This is a genomic window from Stenotrophomonas sp. Steno-Z10-HUANG (assembly GCF_056393075.1).
Genome location: NZ_JBWJPA010000003.1, coordinates 1 through 20,396, shown reverse-complemented (window position 1 = coordinate 20,396; position 20,396 = coordinate 1). Strand labels below are relative to the sequence as shown.

Below are 20,396 nucleotides of genomic sequence, written 5' to 3'. Positions count from 1 at the left end.
ACTGCCGGCATCTGCACAAGCACGCGCGATCGATACCGGATACCGGTTCTTTCATTACCCGCAATCGCCTCAGGCAGGTTCGTGATGTCATGTCGGGATGCTGCGCATTGCACGGTGAATTGCCGGATTGGAAGCATGAATCCCGCCTGTTTCCGCATCTTCACAGCCCATCCACGTGTACCAACATCAGCTGAAGGCGTGGTCATTGCATCCACGAAAAGGCCGCTATATTCCAGGCTCCCCCGACGAAGCAGGAGTGGAATGTTCATGACCCGACAACATCTCAAGAGCGCAGGCATGCTGGGTGTCGCACTCGTCGCCACCCTGGGCCTTGGCGCCTGCGCGACCTACAAGAACGAGTTCGCCAACATCAACAGCCGCCTCGACCAGCTCGACGCGAAAGTGCAGGGTGCGGCCCAGAGTGCCGAATCGGCCAACCAGTCCGCGCAGCGCGCCAACCAGCGCCTGGACCAGATCGAAGGCCGCGTCCAGCAGCTTGAAACCGCCCCGCGCCGCGCCGCGCGCGGTTGATCGTTTCGCACCCCGCGTGGTGCATCCATGAACCCGGTTCCGGTGGCCGGCCACGGCCACTGGATCCGCTTCCCCACGCGCTCGACGTATCCAGGGAGAGCCCCTTCCGCATGTACCGACACGCTGCAATCCGCGCCTTCCGCGCGAGCGCGCTGGCCCTCGCCCTGGCCTGCGCCGGCGTCGCCACGGCCAGCGCCCAGGACACGGCCGGCGTGGCCGTGGCCGCCGTCGATGAGCTGCCGCCGGGGCAGGAAGTGTCCGATACGGTGATCGCGCTGGCCGGCTGGGTGGTGGCCACCCGCGACACCGAAGGCTATCCGTTCGCGATCATGGACAAGGCCGCGGCGCAGATCCTGGTGTTTGGGGGGGACGGCCGGCTGCGCGGCGCGGCGCCTGCGCTGTTCGGCTCTGCGGTCGGCGACCACATCGCCCCGGGCATCGCCGGGCTGGCGCTGCGCGAGATCCCCGGCCGCGACCGCACCACGCCCGCCGGTCGCTTCGTCGGCGGCTACGGTCCCTCGCTGGATGCCGGCCGCGTGTTGTGGGTTGACTACGACTCTGCGGTATCGATCCATCCGACCGCCACCGGCGTGCCCGCCGAACGGCGCCCGGAACGGCTGGCCTCGCCGACGCCGGACGACAACCGCATTACCCATGGCTGCATCAACGTCTCGCCGGCGTTCTACGAGCAGGTCGTGCGCCAGACGTTCGAGCGTGGCGGCGTGTTCTACATCCTCCCGGACAAGGAACCGCTGGCCAAGACGTTCCCGGCGTTCGCGCAAAGCCGCACGGCTGCGCAGGGCGGCGGCAAGGACGCCGGACGCGCCAGCCACTGAGGCGCGCCAGGCTTGCGCGGACGGGCGGACGCCGCCACTGCCGCGCGCTGGAGCGCTGGCGACGCCCCGGTCGCGCGCCACGAACACCCTCCACGCGCCGGCGCTGTGCACGCGGCGCCATCAGCCAACGGCTTCGAAGGCCGGGTGATAGCTCACTTCGGCGACCGGTATTTTTCCGGCCAGCGGCAAGGCCTGGAAATACGCCGCGGGGACACCGGGCAGTACCAGTTGTGGGCATGCCCGGAACCCGAAGCGCGCGTAGTAGCGTGGATCGCCCAGCAGCACGCAGCCGGCGCCGCCCATCGTTTGCAGCCGCCGGATGGCTGCGGCCATCAGCGCCGCGCCGATGCCGTGGCCCTGCCGGTCCGGGCGCACCGAGATCGGACCCAGCCCATACCAGCCGGTGTCGCCCGAGGACAACGTCACCGGCGACAGCGCGACATGGCCGACCAGGTCGTCGCCCTCCAGCGCCACCAGCGAAACGCACAGCTGCCCGGCCTCGCGCAATGCACCGACGATGAACTGTTCGGTGTGGCTGGCATGCGCAGCGTTGGCGAACGCCGCCCCGGTGACGCGGGCGATGGCGTCCACGTCGCCTGGCGTTTCATCGCGGATGATCGGGTTCATGGGGCGGTCCGGTGAATGAGTCGCCCAGGCTGTCTTTCCGGTTGCGCAGGGCATTGCAGGCATGCGCGTGGGTACCGTCGGCGAGGGCTTTGCGTCGCGGCAGGGTGCCGTGGCGGCGATTCCGTGTCCACCCGCTGGCCAGCGCTCAGCGTGACGCGTCTGCCGACAGTGCCCAGGCGGCCACCAGCCAGGCGATGCCCATCGACATGAGCCACATGCCGATACCGGCAGCCGAGAACTGGCCCGCGAGCCACTCCTGCCAGCCGACGCGGAGCAGGGGCGTCTGCGCAAGTGCCCACCCGGCGGCACCCGCGCCCACGGAAAGCCCCAGCCACAGCGGCCAGCGGAGGCTGCGGCGTGGCGGCAACCGTCGCATCACCCGGTCGCTGAAACCGTCGTCCGCAACCGGGCCTTCGAATTCGCGGCGCAGGAGCGTGCCCAGGTCGCGTTGTCGTGGATCATTCATGGGTGTGTTTCCTCGCTGTCGTCAGCGCGCCACGCCGCCAGGCATGCCTTGAGTTTGGCCCTGCCGCGCAGGGCGTGGGTCTTGACCGTGCCCAGCGGCATCGCCAGCACATAGGCCGCCTGGTCATGGCTCAGGCCCATCTGCACGCAATGCAGCAGCACGGCCTGTTCTGCAGTGGACAGGCGGCCCATACAGCGCTGCAGGTCCACCTGCAGGTCCACGCCGTCTGCCGGTGCCTGCAGCAGCGCCAGGCCTTCCGCTTCCGTGCGCTCGCGCTGTGTGGGTTGGCGGCGTGCCTGCAGGAAGCAGGTGTAGGCGATGCGGTACAACCATGTCGAGAACTGTGCATCGCCGCGGAACTGGGCCAGCTTGCGCCAGGCCAGGAGAAAGGTCTCCTGGGCCAGATCGTCGGCCAGGGCATGGTCGCCATGCAGCAGCCGCCGCAACTGCGCGCGCACCATGCCCTGGTGCCGTCGGACCAGCTGTTCGAACGCCTGGCGGTCGCCGTGCCGGGCGCGTGCGGCCAGGGCCTGGTCCACGCGCGCGGCCGCGGCATTGTCAGCCACGCACGCCGTCCCGGCGGTCCAGGTAGGCGCTGGCCAGGTACCCCAGGCCGGTGGCCAGGGGCAGCAGGCCGATGCCCCACAGCCGGCTGACCGCCAGGCCGTTGTCGAACCCGCCGGGCAGGGCCAGGAACATCGCCATCAGCCCGAGCCCGCCGCCGACCAGGACCAGCCCGTGGCGCCGCTGGACGTCCGCCGCCGATGGCTGCAGCCACTGCGAGCCCAGGTCCACGCCCTTGTCGGCCAGCGCCAGCAGGGCGGTGTACCGGGCCTGGGTCTGCAGGTAGCGGTAGCGCAGCACGATCAGCACGATCAGCACGGGCGCGAGCATCACGACCAGGGGAATGAGGAGAAAGTCCATCGTATGGCTCCTTGTAGCGGTGGCAGGTGCGGGTAAGGACGGAAACGGGCGGAACGGAGATCCGGGGGTGGCTGATCAGCGCGGCTGCGCGCTGGCCGCGAGCAGGTCCGCGATGCGTTCGGCGAGCATCCAGTTCTGGCTCTCGCCCTGGTTGCTGGTCAGTGCCACGGTTGCCCCGGTTTCCCAGACCATGGCCAGGTTGGCCGTGGTGCCCTCGATGCCGCCGGCATGGCCGCGGACATGCAGCCCGTGCGACAGCCGTTCGCCAAACCCGGCGGCATAGCCGCCGGGCCCGGCAGGCACCGGGTCGGCGAACATCCGTTCCAGTGTGGCCGGCGTGACCAGTTTGCCGGTACGCAGCGCCTGTGCGAAACGCAGCAGGTCGGCGTTCGTGGAGTAGCCCCCGCCGGCAGGGCCGCCCTTGTAGCCCAGCTTGAGCCAGGCCGCTTTCCAGGTGCTGGAGAAAAGCCCGTCGCGGTAGTAGCCGACCGCAAGCCGCGGCACCACCTGGTCGAGCGTGTCGAAACCACTGTCGTGCATCTGCGCAGGGGCGAAGACGTTGCGCTGCAGGTACTGGTCGTAGGGCTCGGCAGAGGCTTTTTCGACGATGCGGCCGAGCAGCATGTAGCCGGCGTTGCTGTAGTTCCATCGGGTACCGGGCTCGGCAACGCGTGGTTGCCGCGCGATCAGTTCCAGGTAGTCACCCGGATCGACGAAACGCCGCGAATCGGCGAAGTACTCCGGTACCAGGAAATCCCCGAGCCCGGCGGTGTGGTGCAGCAATTGCCACAGGGTGATACGGCGCGCACTGGCCTGGTCGGGATACTCGGGCAGGTGCTGTGCCAGGGTGTCGTCCCACGACAGCTTGCCGGCCTCCACCAGCTGCGCGATGGCCACGGCGGTGAACATCTTGTTGATCGAGCCGATATGGAAGCGGGTGCGGTGATCGGCCGGCACGCCGAAGTTGCGTTCTGCAAGGCCGCGGCATTCGTCGAACACCACGCTGCCGGCCTGCTGCACGGTCAGGCAGCCGGAAAAGTCCTCGTGCTGCGCGAGGCGGTCGAGCGCGCCCCGCAGCAGGCGGGTCAGGCCGGCCCCGGTGGCGCCGCCCTGCGTCGGCCAGCCGGCATACAGTCGTGGATCGTCCATCGGCAATGCCATCGCCTCGGACAGTCGTCCCGGGTTGTCCGGATCCCCGGTCAACCACAGCAATGCCGGCCGACCGTCGCGGCGCGCCTTGACGGCAACGCCAAGTACGCCGGGATGCCGCGCGTCGGTGCGCACATCGAACACCTCCAGTCCGCCGCCGTCGCGCGCGGCCGAGACCAGCCCGGCGACGAACGCGGCCTTGTCCTGATCGCCGATGGTGTCGGACAGGATGCCCGGCAGCCATTGCTTGAGCTGTGCCGGCGCGGCGCTGTCCACCTGCTGGAGCAGTTGCCGGGCGACGCGGCCCGTGGCGGTGTCCGGCAGCGTCGGGCGGGCATCGGTGGCGGCCAGGGCGGGGCCGGCGAACGCCAGCAGAGCCGCGGCTTGGCAGCCGGCGACGAGCCGCCGGCCGATCAGGCGCGCGCGACGGGAAAGGGGGCGGTGGGTGTGCATGCGTCCTCGCTGTCATGCCGCCATCGGGCGGGTTCATGGCTTGGATGCAGCAAGTGCGCGGTTTGGATTCAGCCGCTTGCGGATGCGGCGGCCAGTGGGCGGGTGCCGGGCGGATGGCGTGGCCGGTGCGCGGTCGATCCCGGCGCCGCACCCGGGCCGCCGTCGGCATGCCACTGGTGCGCCCCGGCAACGGGGCGCACCAGTGGCCGGATGGATCAGCCGAGGATGCCCGGCAGGTCCAGCCCCTTTTCCTTCGCGCAGTCGAGGGCGATGTCGTAGCCGGCATCGGCGTGGCGCATGACCCCGGTACCCGGGTCGTTCCACAGCACGCGGGCGATGCGCCGGTCGGCGGCTTCGCTGCCATCGCAGACGATGACCACGCCGGAGTGCTGGCTGTAGCCCATGCCGACGCCGCCGCCGTGGTGCAGGCTCACCCAGGTGGCGCCGCCGGCGACGTTGAGCATGGCGTTGAGCAGCGGCCAGTCGGACACCGCATCGCTGCCATCCTTCATCGCCTCGGTCTCGCGGTTGGGCGAGGCGACGCTGCCGCTGTCCAGGTGATCGCGGCCGATCACCACCGGCGCCTTCAGTTCGCCGTTGCGGACCATTTCGTTGAAGGCCAGGCCGAGCTTGTGGCGCAGGCCCAGGCCCACCCAGCAGATGCGCGCCGGCAGGCCCTGGAAGCTGATGCGCTCGCGCGCCATGTCCAGCCAGCGGTGCAGGTGCGGGTCGTCGGCGATGATTTCCTTGACCTTGGCATCGGTGCGGTAGATGTCCTCCGGATCGCCGGACAGCGCCACCCAGCGGAACGGGCCGACGCCGCGGCAGAACAGCGGGCGCACGTAGGCGGGCACGAAGCCCGGGAAGTCGAACGCGTTCTCCAGGCCTTCGTCGAACGCCATCTGGCGGATGTTGTTGCCGTAGTCGACGGTCGGAATGCCCTGCGCGTGGAACGCGAGCATGGCTTCCACGTGCACGCGCATGGCTGCCTTGGCGGCGTCGCGTACTTTGTCCGGGTGGGTATTCTGTTCGGCCAGCCACTGCTCCACGCTCCAGCCGATCGGCAGGTAGCCGTGCACCGGGTCGTGGGCGCTGGTCTGGTCGGTGACGCAGTCCGGGCGCACGCCACGGCGCACCAGCTCGGGCAGGATCTCGGCGGCGTTGCCGAGCAGGGCGATGGACCTGGCTTCGCCGGCAGCGGTGTACCTGGCGATGCGCGCCAGCGCGTCGTCGATATCGGTGGCCTGTTCGTCCACGTAGCGGGTGCGCAGGCGGAAGTCGATGCTGCTCTGGCGGCATTCGATGGTCAGGCTGCTGGCGCCGGCCAGCGAGGCGGCCAGCGGCTGCGCACCGCCCATGCCGCCCAGGCCGGCGGTGAGGATCCACTTGCCGGCGAGGCTGCCGCCGTAGTGCTGGCGGCCCATCTCGACGAAGGTCTCGTAGGTGCCCTGCACGATGCCCTGGCTGCCGATGTAGATCCACGAGCCGGCCGTCATCTGGCCGTACATCATCAGGCCTTTCTTATCGAGCGCGTTGAAGTGTTCCCAGTTGGCCCAGTGCGGCACCAGGTTGGAGTTGGCGATCAGCACGCGCGGAGCATCGGGGTGGGTGGGGAACACGCCGACCGGCTTGCCCGACTGCACCAGCAGGGTCTGGTTGTCGTCCAGCCGCTTGAGCGTTTCCAGGATCCTGTCGTAGCTCTCCCAGTCGCGCGCGGCGCGGCCGATGCCGCCGTAGACCACCAGCGAGGCCGGGTCTTCGGCCACCTCGGCGTCGAGGTTGTTCTGCAGCATGCGGAACGGCGCCTCGGTCTGCCAGGACTTGCAGTTGAGCGTGTTGCCGCGCGGCGCGCGGGGGCTGCGGGAAGGGTCGTGACGGGTGTTCATGCATCTCTCCGGGCGAAATCGAGGCAGGCGCGCAGTACCTGTTGCAGGGTGTCGCGCACCGCGGCGGCGTGGATGGGGTCGTAGGGCGTGGGCCAGCTGTGCTCGTCCACGTCGGCGGGCGCGGGCTCGTGCATGTAGCCGCGGCAGCCCAGCTCCATCTGCAGGGTGTGCACGCCGCCGGGAATGTCGCTGTAGTGGCGGGTGATCCAGCCGCCCTTGAAGCGGCCGTTGCGTACATGGCCCAGGCCGCTGAGCGCGCACAGGTTCTCGACCACGTCGGTCAGCGCGTTGTCGCAGGATGTGTCGGGCTCGCCGGTGGGGCCGGCGCTGCCGATGTTGAACTGCGGCAGCTCGCCGTCGAACAGGTGCGGGATGCGCGAGCGGATCGAGTGCGCGTCGTAGACCACCACGGTGGGGTGGCGCTGGCGCAGGCGCGCGATCTGCGCGGCCAGCGCGGCGTGATAGGGCGCGAAGTAGGCTTCGCGGCGGCGCGCGATCTCTGCATCGTCCGGTTCGTGGCCGGAGCGGTACAGCGGCTGGTTGTCGAAGGTGGTGGTCGGGCACAGCCCGGTGGTGTTCTGGCCCGGGTACAGCGAAACCCCGGACGGGTCGCGGTTGACGTCGATCACCGAGCGCGAGACCGCGGTGCGCACGGTGGTGGCGCCCAGGTCGCGGGCGAAGGCATACAGCTCATGCACCCACCAGTCGGCGTCGCGCCGCGCCAGCCACGGCGACACGAAATGGCCGGCGAGTTCATCCGGCAGCCCGGTGCCGGTATGCGGGAAGCTGACGATCAGCGGGGCATCGCCTTCGTGGATCTGCAGCCAGTCGGGATGGGAGTTCATGGCATGTCGTTGTCGGTGGCGGGAGGTGGCGGTTGCCTTCTCCCGCGGGAGAAGGTGGCGCGACGCGCCGGTTGGGGGCGGGTGGATCGGGCGATGTCGGAACCATCCGCGCTCCGTTCGCTCCCCGGCCCCGGCCTCGCGCCGCGGCCGGCGCGCTGGCGCAGCGGCGTTCGCAGTACGGCGAGCCGGCGGTCGGCAAGCAGCCCCTCCTACCCTGATGGGAGAGGGGCCCGGCGTTTACTGCATCGTCTCCACCTGCGGCAGCACGCCCTCCAGCCCGCGGGCGAGCGCGCCAGTGCGCACCAGCGCGGTGGCGGCCACCATGTCCGGGTGGAAGTAGCGGTCGTCCTGCAAGGTGGGCACCTGCGCGCGTACGCTGGCGCGCACGTTTTCCAGCGCGTCGCTGGAGCGCAGCGGGGCGTGGAAATCGCAGCCCTGCGCGGCGGCCAGCAGTTCGATGCCGACGACATTGGCGGCGTTCTCCGCCATCGCCAGCAGGCGGCGCGCGCCGTGCGCGGCCATCGACACGTGGTCCTCCTGGTTGGCCGAGGTCGGGATCGAATCGACGCTGGCCGGGTAGGCGCGCTGCTTGTTCTCCGACACCAGCGCCGCGGCGGTGACCTGCGGGATCATGAAGCCCGAGTTCAGGCCGGGCTTCGGGGTCAGGAACGCCGGCAACCCGCTCAGCGCCGGGTCGACCAGCATCGCGGTGCGGCGTTCGCTGATCGAACCGATCTCGCACACCGCCATCGCCAGCATGTCCGCGGCGAAGGCCACCGGCTCGGCATGGAAGTTGCCGCCGCTCAGCGCTTCGCCGGTATCGGTGAACACCAGCGGGTTGTCGGATACGCCGTTGGCCTCGATCTCCAGCGTGGTCGCGGCCTGGCGCATCACGTCCAGTGCCGCGCCCATCACCTGCGGCTGGCAGCGCAGGCAGTACGGGTCCTGCACGCGCACGTCGTTGTCGCGGTGCGATTCGCGGATGGCCGAGCCGGCCATCAGCGCGCGCAGCGCGGCGGCGGTGGCGATCTGCCCGCGCTGGCCACGGATCTGGTGGATGCGCGGGTCGAACGGCGTGTCCGAGCCCTTGGCCGCTTCCACCGACAGCGCGCCGGTGACCAGCGCGGCCTGGAACACGGTCTCGATCTCGAACAGCCCGGCCAGTGCGTAGGCGGTGGAGTACTGGGTGCCGTTGAGCAGCGCCAGGCCTTCCTTGGCGCCAAGCGTCAGCGGCGCCTGGCCGATCCGTGCCAGCGCATCGACCGCGGGCATCCGCACGCCATCGACGAAGGCCTCGCCGACGCCGATCATCACCGCGGCCAGGTGCGACAGCGGCGCCAGGTCGCCGGACGCGCCGACCGAGCCCTGGCACGGCACCACCGGCACGAAATCGTGTTGCAGCAGTGCCTCCAGCAGCGCCAGGGTCTGCGGGCGGATGCCCGAGGCGCCCTGCGCCAGGCTGGTCAGCTTGAGCGCCATCATCAGCCGCACCACGTCGGCGGGCATCGGCTCGCCGACGCCGGCGGCGTGCGACAGCACGATATTGCGCTGCAGGGTTTCCAGGTCGTCGCGCTCGATGCGCACGCTGGCCAGCTTGCCGAAGCCGGTGTTGATGCCGTACACCGGCTCGCCCCGGGCGACGATGGCGTCCACCGCCTGCGCGCTGCGCAGCACCGCGGCCTGCGCCGCAGCGTCCAGGCGCACGCGGGCGCCGCGGTAGATCTGGCGCCACTGGGCCAGCGGAACATGGCCGGGACGAAGCGTGAGGGGCGAATTCATCGGGTTACTCCAGGTTCTCAAGGGTAGGTGCGGGGCTTGCCGCGCACGGGTTTTGGGGTTCCGCGGGTGCGGCGCCGCGGCGCATGGGGGCTGCCGGAATGGCCGCCCCCGGGCGGGCCCGGGGCCTACGCTGCCGGTTCGCCGCGGAACACGCGCGCTTGCAGCGGGTTGAAGCCCATGCGGTAGACCAGGTCGGCCGGTGCGTCGATGTCCCAGATGGCAAGGTCGCAGTCCATGCCCGCGGCGAGCCGGCCGATGCGGTGGAAGCGGCCGAGCGCGCGCGCCGCTTCGCGGGTGAAGCCGGCGATGCATTCGTCCACGGTCATGCGGAACAGGGTCGCACCCATGTTCATCGCCAGCAGCGGGCTGGTCAGCGGCGAGGTGCCGGGGTTGCTGTCGGTGGCCAGCGCCAGCGGTACGCCGGCCTGGCGCAGTTTCTGGATCGGCGGCACGGTGGTGTCGCGGGTGAAGTAGAACGCGCCCGGCAGCAGCACCGCGACGGTGCCGGCCGCGCGCATCGCGGCGATCCCGGCCTCGTCCAGGTGCTCGATGTGGTCGGCCGACAGCGCGCCATGCCGTGCCGCCAGCTCGGCGCCATGCTGGTTGCTCAGCTGTTCTGCGTGGATCTTCACCGCCAGCCCGTGGCGGTGCGCGGCCTCGAACACCTGCGCGGCCTGTTCGCGCGAGAACGCGATGTTCTCGCAGAACACGTCCACCGCTTCGGCCAGGCCGTCGCCGGCGATGGCCGGAATCATCACCTCGCAGACCTCGTCGATGTACTCCTGCGGCTGCCGGCCCGGCGGCACCGCGTGCGCGCCGAGGAAAGTGGTCACCACGTCGACCCGGCGCAGCTGCGGCAGCTGCCGGGCGACGCGCAGCTGCTTGCGCTCGGCGTCCAGGGTCAAGCCATAGCCGGACTTGATCTCGACGGTGGTGACACCCTCGGCGAGCATCGCGTCCAGCCGTGGCAGGGTGGCCGCCAGCAGCGCGGCGTCGTCGGCTTCACGGGTGGCGCGCACGGTCGAGACGATGCCGCCGCCGGCGCGGGCGATGTCGGCATAGCTCACGCCCTGCAGGCGCTGCTCGAACTCGTTGGCGCGGTTGCCGGCATGGACCAGGTGGGTATGGCAGTCGACCAGGCCGGGGCCCAGCCAGCGGGCGCCGCAGTCGATGCGCCGGGCGGCGTCGAAGGCCGGCGCGGCGGCGGCGGGGCCGACATGCACGATGCGCCCGTCGCGGGCGGCGACCACGCCGTCGCGCACGATGCCAAGGCCGCCGGCGGCATCGTCGAGCGTCATCAGATGGGCGTTGTGCCAGACCGTATCGCAGTGCATGAGCACCCTTCCGCGTTTATTTGTATATACAATAATCACCACCCACGGAGAGTGTCCAGTGATGGCGAACGAGGTTTCCAGTCCGGTCCGTTTCCACGCCGCGCACGCCCTGCTGCCGCAGGGCTGGGCACAGGCGGTGAGTATCGAATGCGCGCAGGGCCGCATCGTGTCGGTGACCGCCGATGCGCCGGCCGAGCCGGGCGCGCAGCCGCTGGGCGTGGTGGTGCCGGGGCTGGGCAACCTGCACAGCCACGCCTTCCAGCGCGCCATGGCCGGCCTGACCGAGGTTGGTGGTCGCGCGGGCGACAGCTTCTGGAGCTGGCGCGAGCTGATGTACCGCTTCCTGGACCGGCTGGGCCCGGATGAGTGCCAGGCGGTGGCCGCGCAGGCTTACATGGAAATGCTGGAATCGGGGTTCACCCGGGTCGGCGAGTTCCACTACCTGCACCACGCGCCCGATGGCCAGCGCTATGCCCGGCACGCGGAGATGGCCGCGCGCATCGCCGCGGCCGCATCCGATACCGGGCTGGGCCTGACCCTGCTGCCGGTGTTCTACGCGCACAGCGATTTCGGCGGTGCCGCACCACTGCCGGCGCAGCGCCGCTTCCTGCATGACATCGAGGGCTTCGCGGCGCTGCTGGATGACTGCCGGCAGGCGCTGCGGCCGCTGCCCGACGCGGTGCTGGGGCTGGCGCCGCACAGCCTGCGCGCCTGCACCCCGCAGCAGCTGCAGGCGCTGGTGGAGCTGGCGCCGGGGCCGATCCACATCCATATCGCCGAGCAGGTGCGCGAGGTCGAGGCCTGCCTGGCGTGGAGCGGCCAGCGCCCGGTGCGCTGGCTGCTGCAGCATGCACCGGTGGACACGCGCTGGTGCCTGGTGCACGCCACCCACCTGGAGCAGGACGAGGTGCGTGATATCGCCGCCAGCGGCGCGGTGGCCGGGCTGTGCCCGGTCACCGAGGCCAACCTCGGCGACGGCCTGTTCCCGATGCGCGATTTCGTGCACCACGGCGGCCGCTTTGGCGTGGGCTCGGACTCCAACGTGCTGATCGACGCGGCCGAGGAACTGCGCCTGCTCGAGTACGGCCAGCGGCTGGCGCTGCGCGGGCGCAACGTGGTTTCGCCGGGTTCGCTTTCCAGTGGCCGCTGGCTGTGCCAGCAGGCGCACGAAGGCGCCGCGCAGGCGCTGGGCGTGGCTGCCGGCCTGGCGGTCGGTGCGCCGGCGGACCTGGTCGAGCTCGACGCCGCGCATGCGTCGCTGCAGGGCCGCGCCGGCGACGCGCTGCTGGACAGCTGGGTGTTCGCCGCGCGTGGCGGCGCGGTGCGTTCGGTATGGCGCGGCGGCCGGCAGTGGGTGCGGGACGGCCGCCATGTGCACCGCGATGCGATCGCCGCGCGCTATCGGGTCGCGTTGCAGCGGATACTGGGCTGACCCCAGGCAGGAATCACGAGTGAAGAACAGGAAGGCGCCGAGCCTCAACCAGCGCATCCGCGGCGACATCGAAAGCCGCATCCTCAGCGGTGAGTGGGCGCCGGGCTTCCGCATTCCCTACGAACACGAGCTGATGGCGCAGTACGACTGTTCGCGGATGACGGTGAACAAGGTGCTCACCGCGCTGGCCGAGAGTGGCATGATCGAACGCCGCCGCCGCGCCGGCTCCTTTGTCGCGCGGCAACCGCCGCACCTGGAGCAGGTGGCGCTGGAGATCCCCGACATCGCGCTGGCGGTGAACGAGCGTGGCCACCGCTACGGTTTCAGGTTGCTGGAGCGGCAACTACGGCGCGCCGATGCCGCCGCGCCGGAGGAAGGGCGGCTGGTGGGCGAGGGCGAGCTGCTGGCGATGCGCTGCCTGCACCTGGCCGACGACCGCCCGCTGGCGCTGGAGCGGCGCCTGATCAACCCCGAGGCCGTCCCGGAAACGCTGGCGGTGGATTTTTCCACCCATGCGCCGGGCAGCTGGCTGCTGCAGAACGTGTCGTGGACACGCGGCCAGCACCGCATCAGCGCGGTGGCCGCCAGCGCCGCCGAGGCCGCCCTGCTGGCGGTGCCGGTGGGTACCGCCTGCCTGGTGATCGACCGCCAGACCTGGCGCGGCGAGATGCCCATCACCTGGGTACGGCAGAAATTCCTCGGCGATGCCTACGACCTGGTGGCGCGCTTCGCGCCGGGCGGCCGCTGACCAGCCGCCGTTGTAGATGCGGGGCTTGCCCCGCATGCGGATTTCACCGTACCGCCCATGCGGGGCGAGCCCCGCACCTACGGGTCAGAAGGTCCGGCATTGCCGCCAGCGCACCGGCTCGCCGGTGCCGGGGCGGGGGTTGAGCTGGATGCGCACGGTGCGCAGCGCCGGGTAATGCTCGACCTCGCGGCAGATCAGCGGCCACACCGTGGCGTCGTCGGCACTGCGTTCGACCGACAGGGTGGAGCGGGTCAGCCAGATGCCGCTGATCACCCCCGGGGTGGCGGCCAGTTTCTTGGAAACGGCCTGCTGGTAGCGCAGCAGGGTGTCCGGGTCGGGGTCTTCCTGGAGATCGTCGCTGGCGGCTTTGTCGACGCTGGCGCTGGCGCTGGCGGCGGGGGGCGCCACGGCGGGTGCCGCGCGCGTGGCGGGGGGGGCCGCGGCCGCGGTCCTGGCCGGAGCCGGCGCAGGCGCCGCGGCCGGTGCGGCGGGCGCCGGCGCCGGGGCCGGGCCGGGAGCCGTTGCCGGCGGCGCGGCCGCGGCGGTCTCCGTGGCACGCGTGGTCAGGTTCTCGTCGACCTGCAGGGTGGTGTAGCCCAGGCCGGCCAGCAGCCCTACCGCCAGCGCGCCGAGGGCGGCGATGCCGGTCTGGCGTACCGCCTCGCGGCGGGCAATGCCTTCCACCATCGTGCGTATGTCGTCGGGCACGCAGGGGGCGAGCACCTGCCACAGCACGCGGCCGTCCAGCACCTCGATGGTTTCCTTCTCGGCGGCGGCCAGGCCGTCGCGTTCAACCCGCCCTTCGGTGATCAGGATGCCGCCGGCCGCGCCGGTCAGGCGCAGGGCCGCGCCCAGCTCGGTGATCGCCGGCGCGCCGATGCGGTAGGCGCGGCCGTGCTTGCACGACAGCAGCCAACGCTGGCCGGCGCGTTCCATCAGGAAGTCGCTGCTGGTGCCGCGGTCGCCGTGGTCCTCGCCGGACAGGTCGCGCATGCCGCGCTGTTCGCTCATGGCACGCCGCACGATCTGCGAGAACTCCCGCCAGCGCATGCCCGCCAGTGCGGCCAGGCCGTGCTGGGTTTCGGTCTTCCGGCGCTTGACCATCCACAACCAGGCGGAGGTCAGGCCCCAGACGAACAGTGCCAGCAGCAGGGCCAGGATCCAGGAAAACATCGTCGCGTCCGGTGAGCAAGGGTGAGTGAAGGCGCGCAGTTTATAGCGCTTCGTGCGAAGCCGATGCGACGCCGTCCCCCCCCGTTCAGCCGGCGCCGGCCGGCCAGTAGTGGCTGTCCGGGAGCGCGCGCGCGCCGAAGATGGCCTGGCCGACGCGCACCACCGTGGCGCCTTCCTCGATGGCGATCTCGAAGTCGCCGGACATGCCCATCGACAGCTCGTCCAGGCCGATGCCGTCCGGCGCCTGCGGGCGCAGGCGGTCGCGCAGTTCGCGCAGGCGCACGAAGCAGGCGCGCACCCGCGCCGCGTCCTCGGAGAACAGCGCCAGGGTCATCAGCCCGCGCACGCGTAAATGCGTGAACCGCGGCAATGCGGCGATGAAAGCAGCCACGTCGGCCGGCGCCAGCCCGTACTTGCTGTCCTCGCCGGAGGTGTTGACCTGCACGAACACGTCCAGCTGGCGGCCTTCCAGCTGCAGGCGGTGGTCCAGGGTCTGGGCCAGGCGCAGGCTGTCCAGTGCCTGGAACTCGCTGGCGAAACGCGCGACCAGCTTGGCCTTGTTGGTCTGCAGGTGGCCGATCACCGACCAGTGCAGGTCGCCCAGGTCCTGCATCGCCTCCCACTTGTGGTGCGCCTCCTGCACCTTGTTCTCGCCCAGGAAGCGGCAGCCGGCGGCGTAGGCCTGGCGGATGCGCGCCTCGTCGATGGTCTTGCTCACCGGCAGCAGGCGCACGCTGGCCGGGTCGCGGCCGGCACGCTGGCAGGCGGCGGCGATGCGTGCCTGCACCGCGGCCAGGTTGTGGCGGAAATCGTCGGCGGTCTCGGCACGCGGGTAGCGGCCGTGCTGGTCGTGGCGGGTGGGGGTGTCCGTCATGGGGTGTTCCTCGGGCAACAGCGGTGCGGGCGCATTATCGGCCTTCCGTGGTGCCGGTGGCGCGCCACCAGGCGGCGGCGGTGGCCGTGGCGCTCAGCACCGGGGCGGGCGGGCGTACGCCTGTTCGCCCAGCCATTGCTCCAGGGCGTTGGCGGACAGGGCCGGCGAGAACAGGTAGCCCTGCAGCACCGGCGAGCCGTTGTCCACCAGGAACCGGCGCTGGTCTTCGGTTTCCACGCCTTCGGCGACCACGTGCTTGCCCAGGCTCTCGCCGATGCGCAGCACCGACAGGATCAACGCGCCGGCGGCCGGGTCGTGCCCGATCTCGCTGATGAAGCTGCGGTCCAGCTTCATCTCGCTGATCGGCAGCCGGTGCAGGTGGCTGAGGCTGGAATAGCCGGTGCCGAAATCGTCCAGCGACAGCCGCACCCCGAGCGCGTGCAGCGCGTGCAGGTTGGCGGGCACCTGCGGCTGCGCCGAGAGCATCACCCCCTCGGTGATCTCCAGCACCAGGGTGTCCGCTGGCTGCTGGTGGCGCTCGAGCAGCCGCCGCACCTGCTCGGCCAGCGAGGGCAGCTCGAAGGCGCTGGCCGAGAGGTTGACCGCGACCCGCGGGATGTCCAGCCCGCGGCGGCGCCAGTCGGCATGCTGGCGGCAGGCTTCTTCCATCACCCAGTGGCTGAGCTCGGCCATCAGCCCGCACTCTTCGGCCAGCGGCACGAAGCGCGAAGGCGGAATGTCGCCCAGGTGCGGGTGGCGCCAGCGCAGCAGTGCCTCCACGCCGTAGAGGCCGCGGCCATCGGCATGCACCTGCGGCTGGTAGTGCAGGCGCAGGCCGCCCTGGCGCAGCGAGTCGCGCAGCGTGGCCTCCAGCAGCAGCCGTTCCTGCGCCAGGCGGTTCATGTCCGCGCTGAAGAAGCGGAAGCGCCCGCCGCCCTCGTCCTTGGCCCGGCGCATGGCCAGGTCGGCATGCCGCAGCAGCGTCTCCAGGGCGCGGCCGTCGTCCGGGTACATCGCCACGCCGATGCTGGCGCTGGCGTGCAGGGTCATGCTGCCGACCACGGTGGGCGCGGCGATCATCGCCAGCAGCCGTTCGCACAGCGCCACGGCCTGCTGCTGCGCGCAGCCCGGCACCAGCAGGGTGAACTCGTCGGCCACCTGGCGGGCGACCACCGACTCCGGGCCGGCGATGTCGTGCAGGCGCCGCGCCAGGTCGCGCAGCAGGCCGTCGCCGGCGGCGTGGCCCTGGCTTTCGTTGATGCGCTTGAAGCGGTCCAGGGTCACGAACAGCAGCGCCATCGGCGTGTCCTGCTGTTCGGCCTGCATCAGCGGCTGCTCGCTGAGCGCGTTGAACATCAGCCGGTTGGGCAGCCCGGTGAGGACGTCGTAGAACGCCAGCCGGTGCATGCGCGAGCGCGCCTGTTCGCGTTCCAGCGCCAGCGCGCACAGGTGCAGGCACAGCTCCGCCAGGCGCCGGTGCCAGGCCGTCGGCGGGCCCGGGCGGTGGCAATGGAAGGCCAGCGTGCCCAGCACCTGGCCGGCGGTGGAACGGATCGGGTTGGACCAGCACGCGCGCAGGCCCAGGGCCAGCAGTGCGTCGCGCTGGCTGTCGAACAGCGGCGCGCTGGCGATGTCCTCGATGACCACCGCGCGCCCGCGGCGCAGCGCCTGCATGCACGCCGGGTGCTCCCAGCCACACGTGCCGGCGGTCATCAGCGGGGCCGGCGCGGCCAGGGTGCACAACTGCCCGTCGGGTTCGCTGCGGGTCACCACCACGCGCAGGTCGGGCGCGACCCGCTCGACCTCCTGGCACATCAGCGCCATGGTCATCGCCAGCGGTTCTTCGCGCACCAGCGCGTCCAGCACCTTGCCGTTGAGGACCTCGTGGGTCTTGGCCTCGGTGATGTCGGTGAACACGTTGACCAGGCTGCCGCTGGCATCGGCCAGCGGCGTGGCCACCACCGACAGCCACAGCGGGCTGCCGTCCTTGCAGTAGCCCAGCAGGTGGTCGCGGTGGGCGCGGCCGGCGCGGTGCCCCTCGCCCAGCCGGTCCAGCGTGGCCACGTCGGTATGCGGGCCGCGGATCAGTTCGCGCGGCAGCTTGCCCAGCGCTTCCTCCGGCGCATAGCCGAGCATGCGCGAGAAACCGGCATTGACGTAACGGATGCGCGACTGCCCGTCGCACAGGAAGATCGCGTTGTCGCTGCTGTCCAGCGCCTGCGACAACAGGTGGATGTGCGCCTGCTCGTGCATGCGCGCGTCGGCGGGGCGCAGCACCGCCATGCCGCGCAGGCAGCCTTCGCCGGCGCACAGCCACAGGTCGCCGGGCCGCCCCGGGCGTGCCTGCGCGGCCAGCAGCAGCGGCGCGGGTGGCGCCTGCAGCCAGCGTTCACGCTCCTCGGGGGTCAGCAGTTCCGGCAGCGGCGCGGTGTCGGCGCTGCCGCCGAGGCCGAGCATTTCGCAGGCCTTGCCATTGCCGAACACCATCCGCCCGTCGCGGTCGAGCAGCACGATGCCGTCCGGCGCGTCCTGCAGGCAGTGGCGCAGTGCCGTGTCGGCGGCGGTGGCCGCCGCCGCGGTGGTCGCTGCCTGTGGCCCGGGCGGGTCGGCGCGCGACATGGCTTACCCCTGTTGCGCCCAGGCCAGCAGGCGCGCGGCGACCTGCTCCAGCGGCACCACCTCGTCGGCGGCACCGAGCTTGAACGCCGCGCCGGGCATCCCCCAGACCACGCTGCTGGCTTCGTCCTGCACCAGGGTGCGGGCGCCGGCCTGCTTCATTTCCAGCAGCCCGCGCGCGCCGTCGTCGCCCATGCCGGTGAGGATGGCGCCGATGGCGTTGGCGCCGGCGTTCTGCGCCACCGAGCGGAACAGCACGTCCACCGCCGGTTTGTGCAGGTTCACCGGCGGGGTGTCGTCGATGCGGCAGCGCCAGCGCGCACCGTCGCGGATGATGCGCAGGTGGCGGCCACCGGCCGGCAGGTAGGCATGGCCGGGCAGGATCGCCTCGCCATCGCTGGCCTCACGCACCGACATCGCCGAGTGGCGGTCCAGGCGTTCGGCGAAGGCGGTGCTGAAACTGGCCGGCAGGTGCTGGGTGAGGACGATGGCCGGGGCGTCGGCGGGCATCATTTCCAGCACCACGCGCAGGGCTTCGGTACCGCCGGCCGAGGCGCCGATGGCGATCAGGCGGTCGGTGGTGCGGAACTTCAGCGACGAGGCGCCGGCCGCGCTGGGGGCGATCGTGTCCAGGGTGCGCCTGGCCTGCGCCGGAACCGCCAGCGCCCGCACCCGCGAGCGCGCGGCCGTCTTGACCTTGGCGCAGATCTCCGCGGCGTAGCTTTCCAGACCACGGGCCACGTCGAGCTTGGGCTTGGCCACGAAATCCACCGCGCCCAGCGCCAGTGCCTGCAGCGTGGTGTCGGCGCCGCGCTCGGTCAGCGACGACACCATGACCACCGGCAGCGGATGCAGGCGCATCAGGTTTTCGAGGAACGCCAGCCCGTCCATGCGCGGCATTTCCACGTCCAGGGTCAGCACGTCCGGGTTCAGGCGCTTGATCTTCTCGCGCGCGATCAGCGGGTCGGACGCGGTACCGACCACCTCGATGCCGGGGTCGCGCGCCAGCAGATCGGACAGGATCTGCCGGACCAGCGCCGAGTCGTCGACCACCAGAACGCGGCAGGGGGCTTGCAGGCTCATTCGAACAGCTCCACGCCACCGGTGACCGGGGCCTTGGACAGGCGGGCGCGCACGGCCGATTCGGTGGCGGCGACTTCGGCTTCGTGCGCATGCGGCAGGCGCTGCACCACCACCCGGCCGGTCTGCGGGAAGAACCAGACCTTGCGCGGGTGGATGCCGAGCAGGTCTTCGGCGATCACCGGGATGTGCTCGGCGCGCAGGTACTGGCGCACGAACTCGGCGTTGCGGGTGCCGACCGGGTTGCTGGTGAAGCCCTTGAGCACGTTGGCGCCGCCGAACACCTTGGCCTCCAGGCGCTTGCGGTGGGCGCCGCGCTTGAGCAGGTCATTGATCAGCAGTTCCATCGCATAGCTGCCATAACGCGCCGGGGCGCCATCGCCGACGTTGCCGTCGGGCAGCAGGAAATGGTTCATGCCACCGATCTTGAGCACCGGGTCGCGGATGCAGGCCGCCACGCACGAGCCCAGGGTGGTGGTCAGCGCGGTGTCGTCGTCCACCACCAGGTACTGGGTGGGCAGCAGTTTGGCGGCAATGGTCTGGAACCGCGTGTCGCGGTAGCGCATGACGTCGTCGGCGTGGGCGGGCAGGCTCATGCGCCGGCTCCGGGCACGCGCCGGTACAGGGTGCGCCCGCACGGCTGGATCAGGTCGGCCGCGTGCAGGTAGTTTTCGGAATGGCCGGTATAGAGCAGGCCGTCGTCGCCCATGTGCTGCACCAGCCGCGACAGGATGCCGCGCTGGGTGGGCTTGTCGAAATAGATCATCACGTTGCGGCAGAACAGCGCGTCGTAGGGCCCGCCGACGTCGTAGCGTGGGGCCAGCAGGTTGAGCTGGCGGAACTCGATCAGCCTGCGCAGCGCCGGCAGCACCCGGCACTTGCCCTCGTTGGGGCCGGTGCCGCGCTGGAAGTAGCGGCGCTTGAGCGCCGGATCGAGCCCGGCGATGCGCTCGAGCGGGTAAACGCCCTGCGCGCCGGTGGCCAGCACCTGGGTATCGACGTCGGTGGCGAGGATGCGGACCGGCGGGGTGAGGGTGCCGAACGCTTCGCAGGCGGTGATCGCCAGCGAGTACGGCTCCTCGCCGGTGGAGGCCGCGCACGACCAGATCTGCAGCGGCGCGCGGTGCGCGCGCGCCAGCAGTTCCTCGCGCAGCTTCTCAAAGTGGTGCGGCTCGCGGAAGAACGAGGTCAGGTTGGTGGTCAGCGCGTTGGTGAACGCCTGCCACTCATCGCCGCCGTCGCGCTCGAGCTGGTCCAGGTAGTCCTGGAACGAGTGCAGGCCCAGGGCGCGCAGCCGCCGCGACAGGCGGCCGTACACCATGTCGCGCTTGGCCGGCGCCAGCGCGATGCCGGCGCGCTTGTGGATCAGCTCGCAGACGCGGCGGAAGTCGCGGTCGTTGAACTCGAAGTCGCGGGAGGCGGGAGCGGGCAGGGACACCGGGCGACCTCAGCTGGCCAGTGCCAGGTCGTGCGGCGCGCGCGCGGACGCCTGCAGGCGGAACGCCGACACCGCGTCGGTCAGCAGCATGGCCTGTTCTTCCATCGCGCGCGCGGCGGCGGTGGCTTCCTCCACCAGCGCGGCGTTCTGCTGGGTGGTCTCGTCCATCTGGGTGACGGTCTGGTTGACCTGTTCGATGCCGGCA

At 71.1% G+C, this 20,396-nt stretch carries 19 protein-coding genes and 1 pseudogene; 4 read left to right on the top strand and 16 right to left on the bottom strand.

What is annotated here, in order from left to right; all coding sequences use genetic code 11:
- Nucleotides 1-261 precede the first annotated feature (261 nt).
- Nucleotides 262-531 carry a hypothetical protein gene (locus tag AC06E6_RS05195; protein ID WP_104938893.1) on the top strand — a complete coding sequence of 90 codons (270 nt, stop codon included), beginning with the start codon at nucleotides 262-264 and terminating at the stop codon, nucleotides 529-531.
- A 152-nt stretch (nucleotides 532-683) separates the two neighbouring features.
- Nucleotides 684-1,367 (top strand): hypothetical protein, encoded by a 684-nt coding sequence (locus AC06E6_RS05190; RefSeq protein WP_478060714.1) that lies wholly within the window; start codon nucleotides 684-686, stop codon nucleotides 1,365-1,367.
- Between the two features lie 120 nt (nucleotides 1,368-1,487).
- On the opposite strand, the gene AC06E6_RS05185 is transcribed toward AC06E6_RS05190, so the two are convergent.
- The 9 genes from AC06E6_RS05185 to hutI form a co-directional block, all read right to left on the bottom strand.
- On the bottom strand, nucleotides 1,488-1,994 hold the full coding sequence (locus AC06E6_RS05185) for a GNAT family N-acetyltransferase (protein ID WP_240212062.1): 507 nt from the start codon (nucleotides 1,992-1,994) through the stop codon (nucleotides 1,488-1,490).
- 145 nt (nucleotides 1,995-2,139) lie between these two features.
- Complete coding sequence (locus AC06E6_RS05180; RefSeq protein ID WP_240212063.1) at nucleotides 2,140-2,460, bottom strand: hypothetical protein; 321 nt, start codon at nucleotides 2,458-2,460, stop codon at nucleotides 2,140-2,142.
- On the bottom strand, nucleotides 2,457-3,026 hold the full coding sequence (locus AC06E6_RS05175; protein ID WP_240212064.1) for an RNA polymerase sigma factor: 570 nt from the start codon (nucleotides 3,024-3,026) through the stop codon (nucleotides 2,457-2,459). Before AC06E6_RS05175 ends, AC06E6_RS05180 begins: the two co-directional genes overlap by 4 nt.
- Entirely contained in the window at nucleotides 3,019-3,384 is a 366-nt protein-coding gene (locus AC06E6_RS05170; RefSeq protein WP_240212065.1) for a DUF6249 domain-containing protein, read from the bottom strand. The genes AC06E6_RS05175 and AC06E6_RS05170 overlap by 8 nt, the downstream gene beginning before the upstream one ends.
- 75 nt (nucleotides 3,385-3,459) lie before the next feature.
- The gene (locus AC06E6_RS05165; protein ID WP_478060508.1) at nucleotides 3,460-4,986 is read right to left on the bottom strand and encodes a serine hydrolase domain-containing protein; all 1,527 of its coding nucleotides are present in this window, start codon (nucleotides 4,984-4,986) and stop codon (nucleotides 3,460-3,462) included.
- 215 nt (nucleotides 4,987-5,201) lie between these two features.
- A complete protein-coding gene (hutU, locus tag AC06E6_RS05160; protein ID WP_478060507.1) occupies nucleotides 5,202-6,872 on the bottom strand; it encodes a urocanate hydratase in 1,671 nt (556 codons plus the stop codon).
- Nucleotides 6,869-7,717, bottom strand: a complete 849-nt coding sequence (hutG, locus tag AC06E6_RS05155; protein ID WP_478060506.1) for an N-formylglutamate deformylase — start codon at nucleotides 7,715-7,717, stop codon at nucleotides 6,869-6,871. The genes hutU and hutG overlap by 4 nt, the downstream gene beginning before the upstream one ends.
- A gap of 237 nt (nucleotides 7,718-7,954) precedes the next feature.
- Nucleotides 7,955-9,496: a histidine ammonia-lyase gene (gene hutH, locus AC06E6_RS05150; RefSeq protein ID WP_478060505.1), complete on the bottom strand. Its 1,542-nt coding sequence runs from the start codon at nucleotides 9,494-9,496 to the stop codon at nucleotides 7,955-7,957.
- Nucleotides 9,497-9,621: 125 nt separating this feature from the next.
- Nucleotides 9,622-10,830, bottom strand: coding sequence for an imidazolonepropionase (hutI, locus tag AC06E6_RS05145; RefSeq protein ID WP_478060504.1), 1,209 nt, complete (start codon nucleotides 10,828-10,830; stop codon nucleotides 9,622-9,624).
- A 61-nt stretch (nucleotides 10,831-10,891) separates the two neighbouring features.
- On the opposite strand from hutI, the gene AC06E6_RS05140 reads away from it, so the two are divergent.
- Together AC06E6_RS05140 and hutC are read left to right on the top strand one after the other, a co-directional pair.
- Nucleotides 10,892-12,262: a formimidoylglutamate deiminase gene (locus AC06E6_RS05140; protein WP_478060503.1), complete on the top strand. Its 1,371-nt coding sequence runs from the start codon at nucleotides 10,892-10,894 to the stop codon at nucleotides 12,260-12,262.
- A gap of 19 nt (nucleotides 12,263-12,281) precedes the next feature.
- Nucleotides 12,282-13,010: a histidine utilization repressor gene (gene hutC, locus AC06E6_RS05135; protein WP_104938882.1), complete on the top strand. Its 729-nt coding sequence runs from the start codon at nucleotides 12,282-12,284 to the stop codon at nucleotides 13,008-13,010.
- An 84-nt stretch (nucleotides 13,011-13,094) separates the two neighbouring features.
- Here the strand turns inward: hutC and AC06E6_RS05130 are convergent, their stop codons facing one another.
- The 7 genes and pseudogenes from AC06E6_RS05130 to AC06E6_RS05100 all read right to left on the bottom strand — a co-directional run.
- The gene (locus AC06E6_RS05130; protein ID WP_313248598.1) at nucleotides 13,095-14,183 is read right to left on the bottom strand and encodes a restriction endonuclease; all 1,089 of its coding nucleotides are present in this window, start codon (nucleotides 14,181-14,183) and stop codon (nucleotides 13,095-13,097) included.
- A gap of 85 nt (nucleotides 14,184-14,268) precedes the next feature.
- Nucleotides 14,269-15,057 (bottom strand): YggS family pyridoxal phosphate-dependent enzyme, encoded by a 789-nt coding sequence (locus tag AC06E6_RS05125; RefSeq protein WP_478060502.1) that lies wholly within the window; start codon nucleotides 15,055-15,057, stop codon nucleotides 14,269-14,271.
- Nucleotides 15,058-15,150: 93 nt separating this feature from the next.
- Complete coding sequence (locus tag AC06E6_RS05120; RefSeq protein WP_478060501.1) at nucleotides 15,151-17,676, bottom strand: EAL domain-containing protein; 2,526 nt, start codon at nucleotides 17,674-17,676, stop codon at nucleotides 15,151-15,153.
- Between the two features lie 3 nt (nucleotides 17,677-17,679).
- Complete coding sequence (locus AC06E6_RS05115; protein ID WP_478060500.1) at nucleotides 17,680-18,756, bottom strand: protein-glutamate methylesterase/protein-glutamine glutaminase; 1,077 nt, start codon at nucleotides 18,754-18,756, stop codon at nucleotides 17,680-17,682.
- Nucleotides 18,753-19,349, bottom strand: a complete 597-nt coding sequence (gene cheD, locus AC06E6_RS05110) for a chemoreceptor glutamine deamidase CheD (protein WP_478060499.1) — start codon at nucleotides 19,347-19,349, stop codon at nucleotides 18,753-18,755. Before cheD ends, AC06E6_RS05115 begins: the two co-directional genes overlap by 4 nt.
- Nucleotides 19,346-20,191 carry a CheR family methyltransferase gene (locus AC06E6_RS05105; RefSeq protein ID WP_104938877.1) on the bottom strand — a complete coding sequence of 282 codons (846 nt, stop codon included), beginning with the start codon at nucleotides 20,189-20,191 and terminating at the stop codon, nucleotides 19,346-19,348. The genes cheD and AC06E6_RS05105 overlap by 4 nt, the downstream gene beginning before the upstream one ends.
- A 9-nt stretch (nucleotides 20,192-20,200) precedes the next feature.
- Nucleotides 20,201-20,396: pseudogene (locus AC06E6_RS05100) on the bottom strand (hypothetical protein); the annotation flags it as partial.

Excerpts from the sequence above, each read along its gene's own strand:
- AC06E6_RS05170 (WP_240212065.1), bottom strand. The coding sequence starts at position 3,384 with ATGGACTTTCTCCTCATTCCCCTGGTCGTGATGCTCGCGCCCGTGCTG.
- AC06E6_RS05125 (WP_478060502.1), bottom strand. The coding sequence starts at position 15,057 with ATGACGGACACCCCCACCCGCCACGACCAGCACGGCCGCTACCCGCGT.
- hutU (WP_478060507.1), bottom strand. The coding sequence starts at position 6,872 with ATGAACACCCGTCACGACCCTTCCCGCAGCCCCCGCGCGCCGCGCGGC.
- AC06E6_RS05120 (WP_478060501.1), bottom strand. The coding sequence starts at position 17,676 with ATGTCGCGCGCCGACCCGCCCGGGCCACAGGCAGCGACCACCGCGGCG.
- cheD (WP_478060499.1), bottom strand. The coding sequence starts at position 19,349 with ATGAGCCTGCCCGCCCACGCCGACGACGTCATGCGCTACCGCGACACG.
- AC06E6_RS05195 (WP_104938893.1), top strand. The coding sequence starts at position 262 with ATGTTCATGACCCGACAACATCTCAAGAGCGCAGGCATGCTGGGTGTC.
- AC06E6_RS05130 (WP_313248598.1), bottom strand. The coding sequence starts at position 14,183 with ATGTTTTCCTGGATCCTGGCCCTGCTGCTGGCACTGTTCGTCTGGGGC.
- hutG (WP_478060506.1), bottom strand. The coding sequence starts at position 7,717 with ATGAACTCCCATCCCGACTGGCTGCAGATCCACGAAGGCGATGCCCCG.
- AC06E6_RS05165 (WP_478060508.1), bottom strand. The coding sequence starts at position 4,986 with ATGCACACCCACCGCCCCCTTTCCCGTCGCGCGCGCCTGATCGGCCGG.
- AC06E6_RS05185 (WP_240212062.1), bottom strand. The coding sequence starts at position 1,994 with ATGAACCCGATCATCCGCGATGAAACGCCAGGCGACGTGGACGCCATC.
- AC06E6_RS05115 (WP_478060500.1), bottom strand. The coding sequence starts at position 18,756 with ATGAGCCTGCAAGCCCCCTGCCGCGTTCTGGTGGTCGACGACTCGGCG.
- hutI (WP_478060504.1), bottom strand. The coding sequence starts at position 10,830 with ATGCACTGCGATACGGTCTGGCACAACGCCCATCTGATGACGCTCGAC.
- AC06E6_RS05180 (WP_240212063.1), bottom strand. The coding sequence starts at position 2,460 with ATGAATGATCCACGACAACGCGACCTGGGCACGCTCCTGCGCCGCGAA.
- AC06E6_RS05140 (WP_478060503.1), top strand. The coding sequence starts at position 10,892 with ATGGCGAACGAGGTTTCCAGTCCGGTCCGTTTCCACGCCGCGCACGCC.
- hutH (WP_478060505.1), bottom strand. The coding sequence starts at position 9,496 with ATGAATTCGCCCCTCACGCTTCGTCCCGGCCATGTTCCGCTGGCCCAG.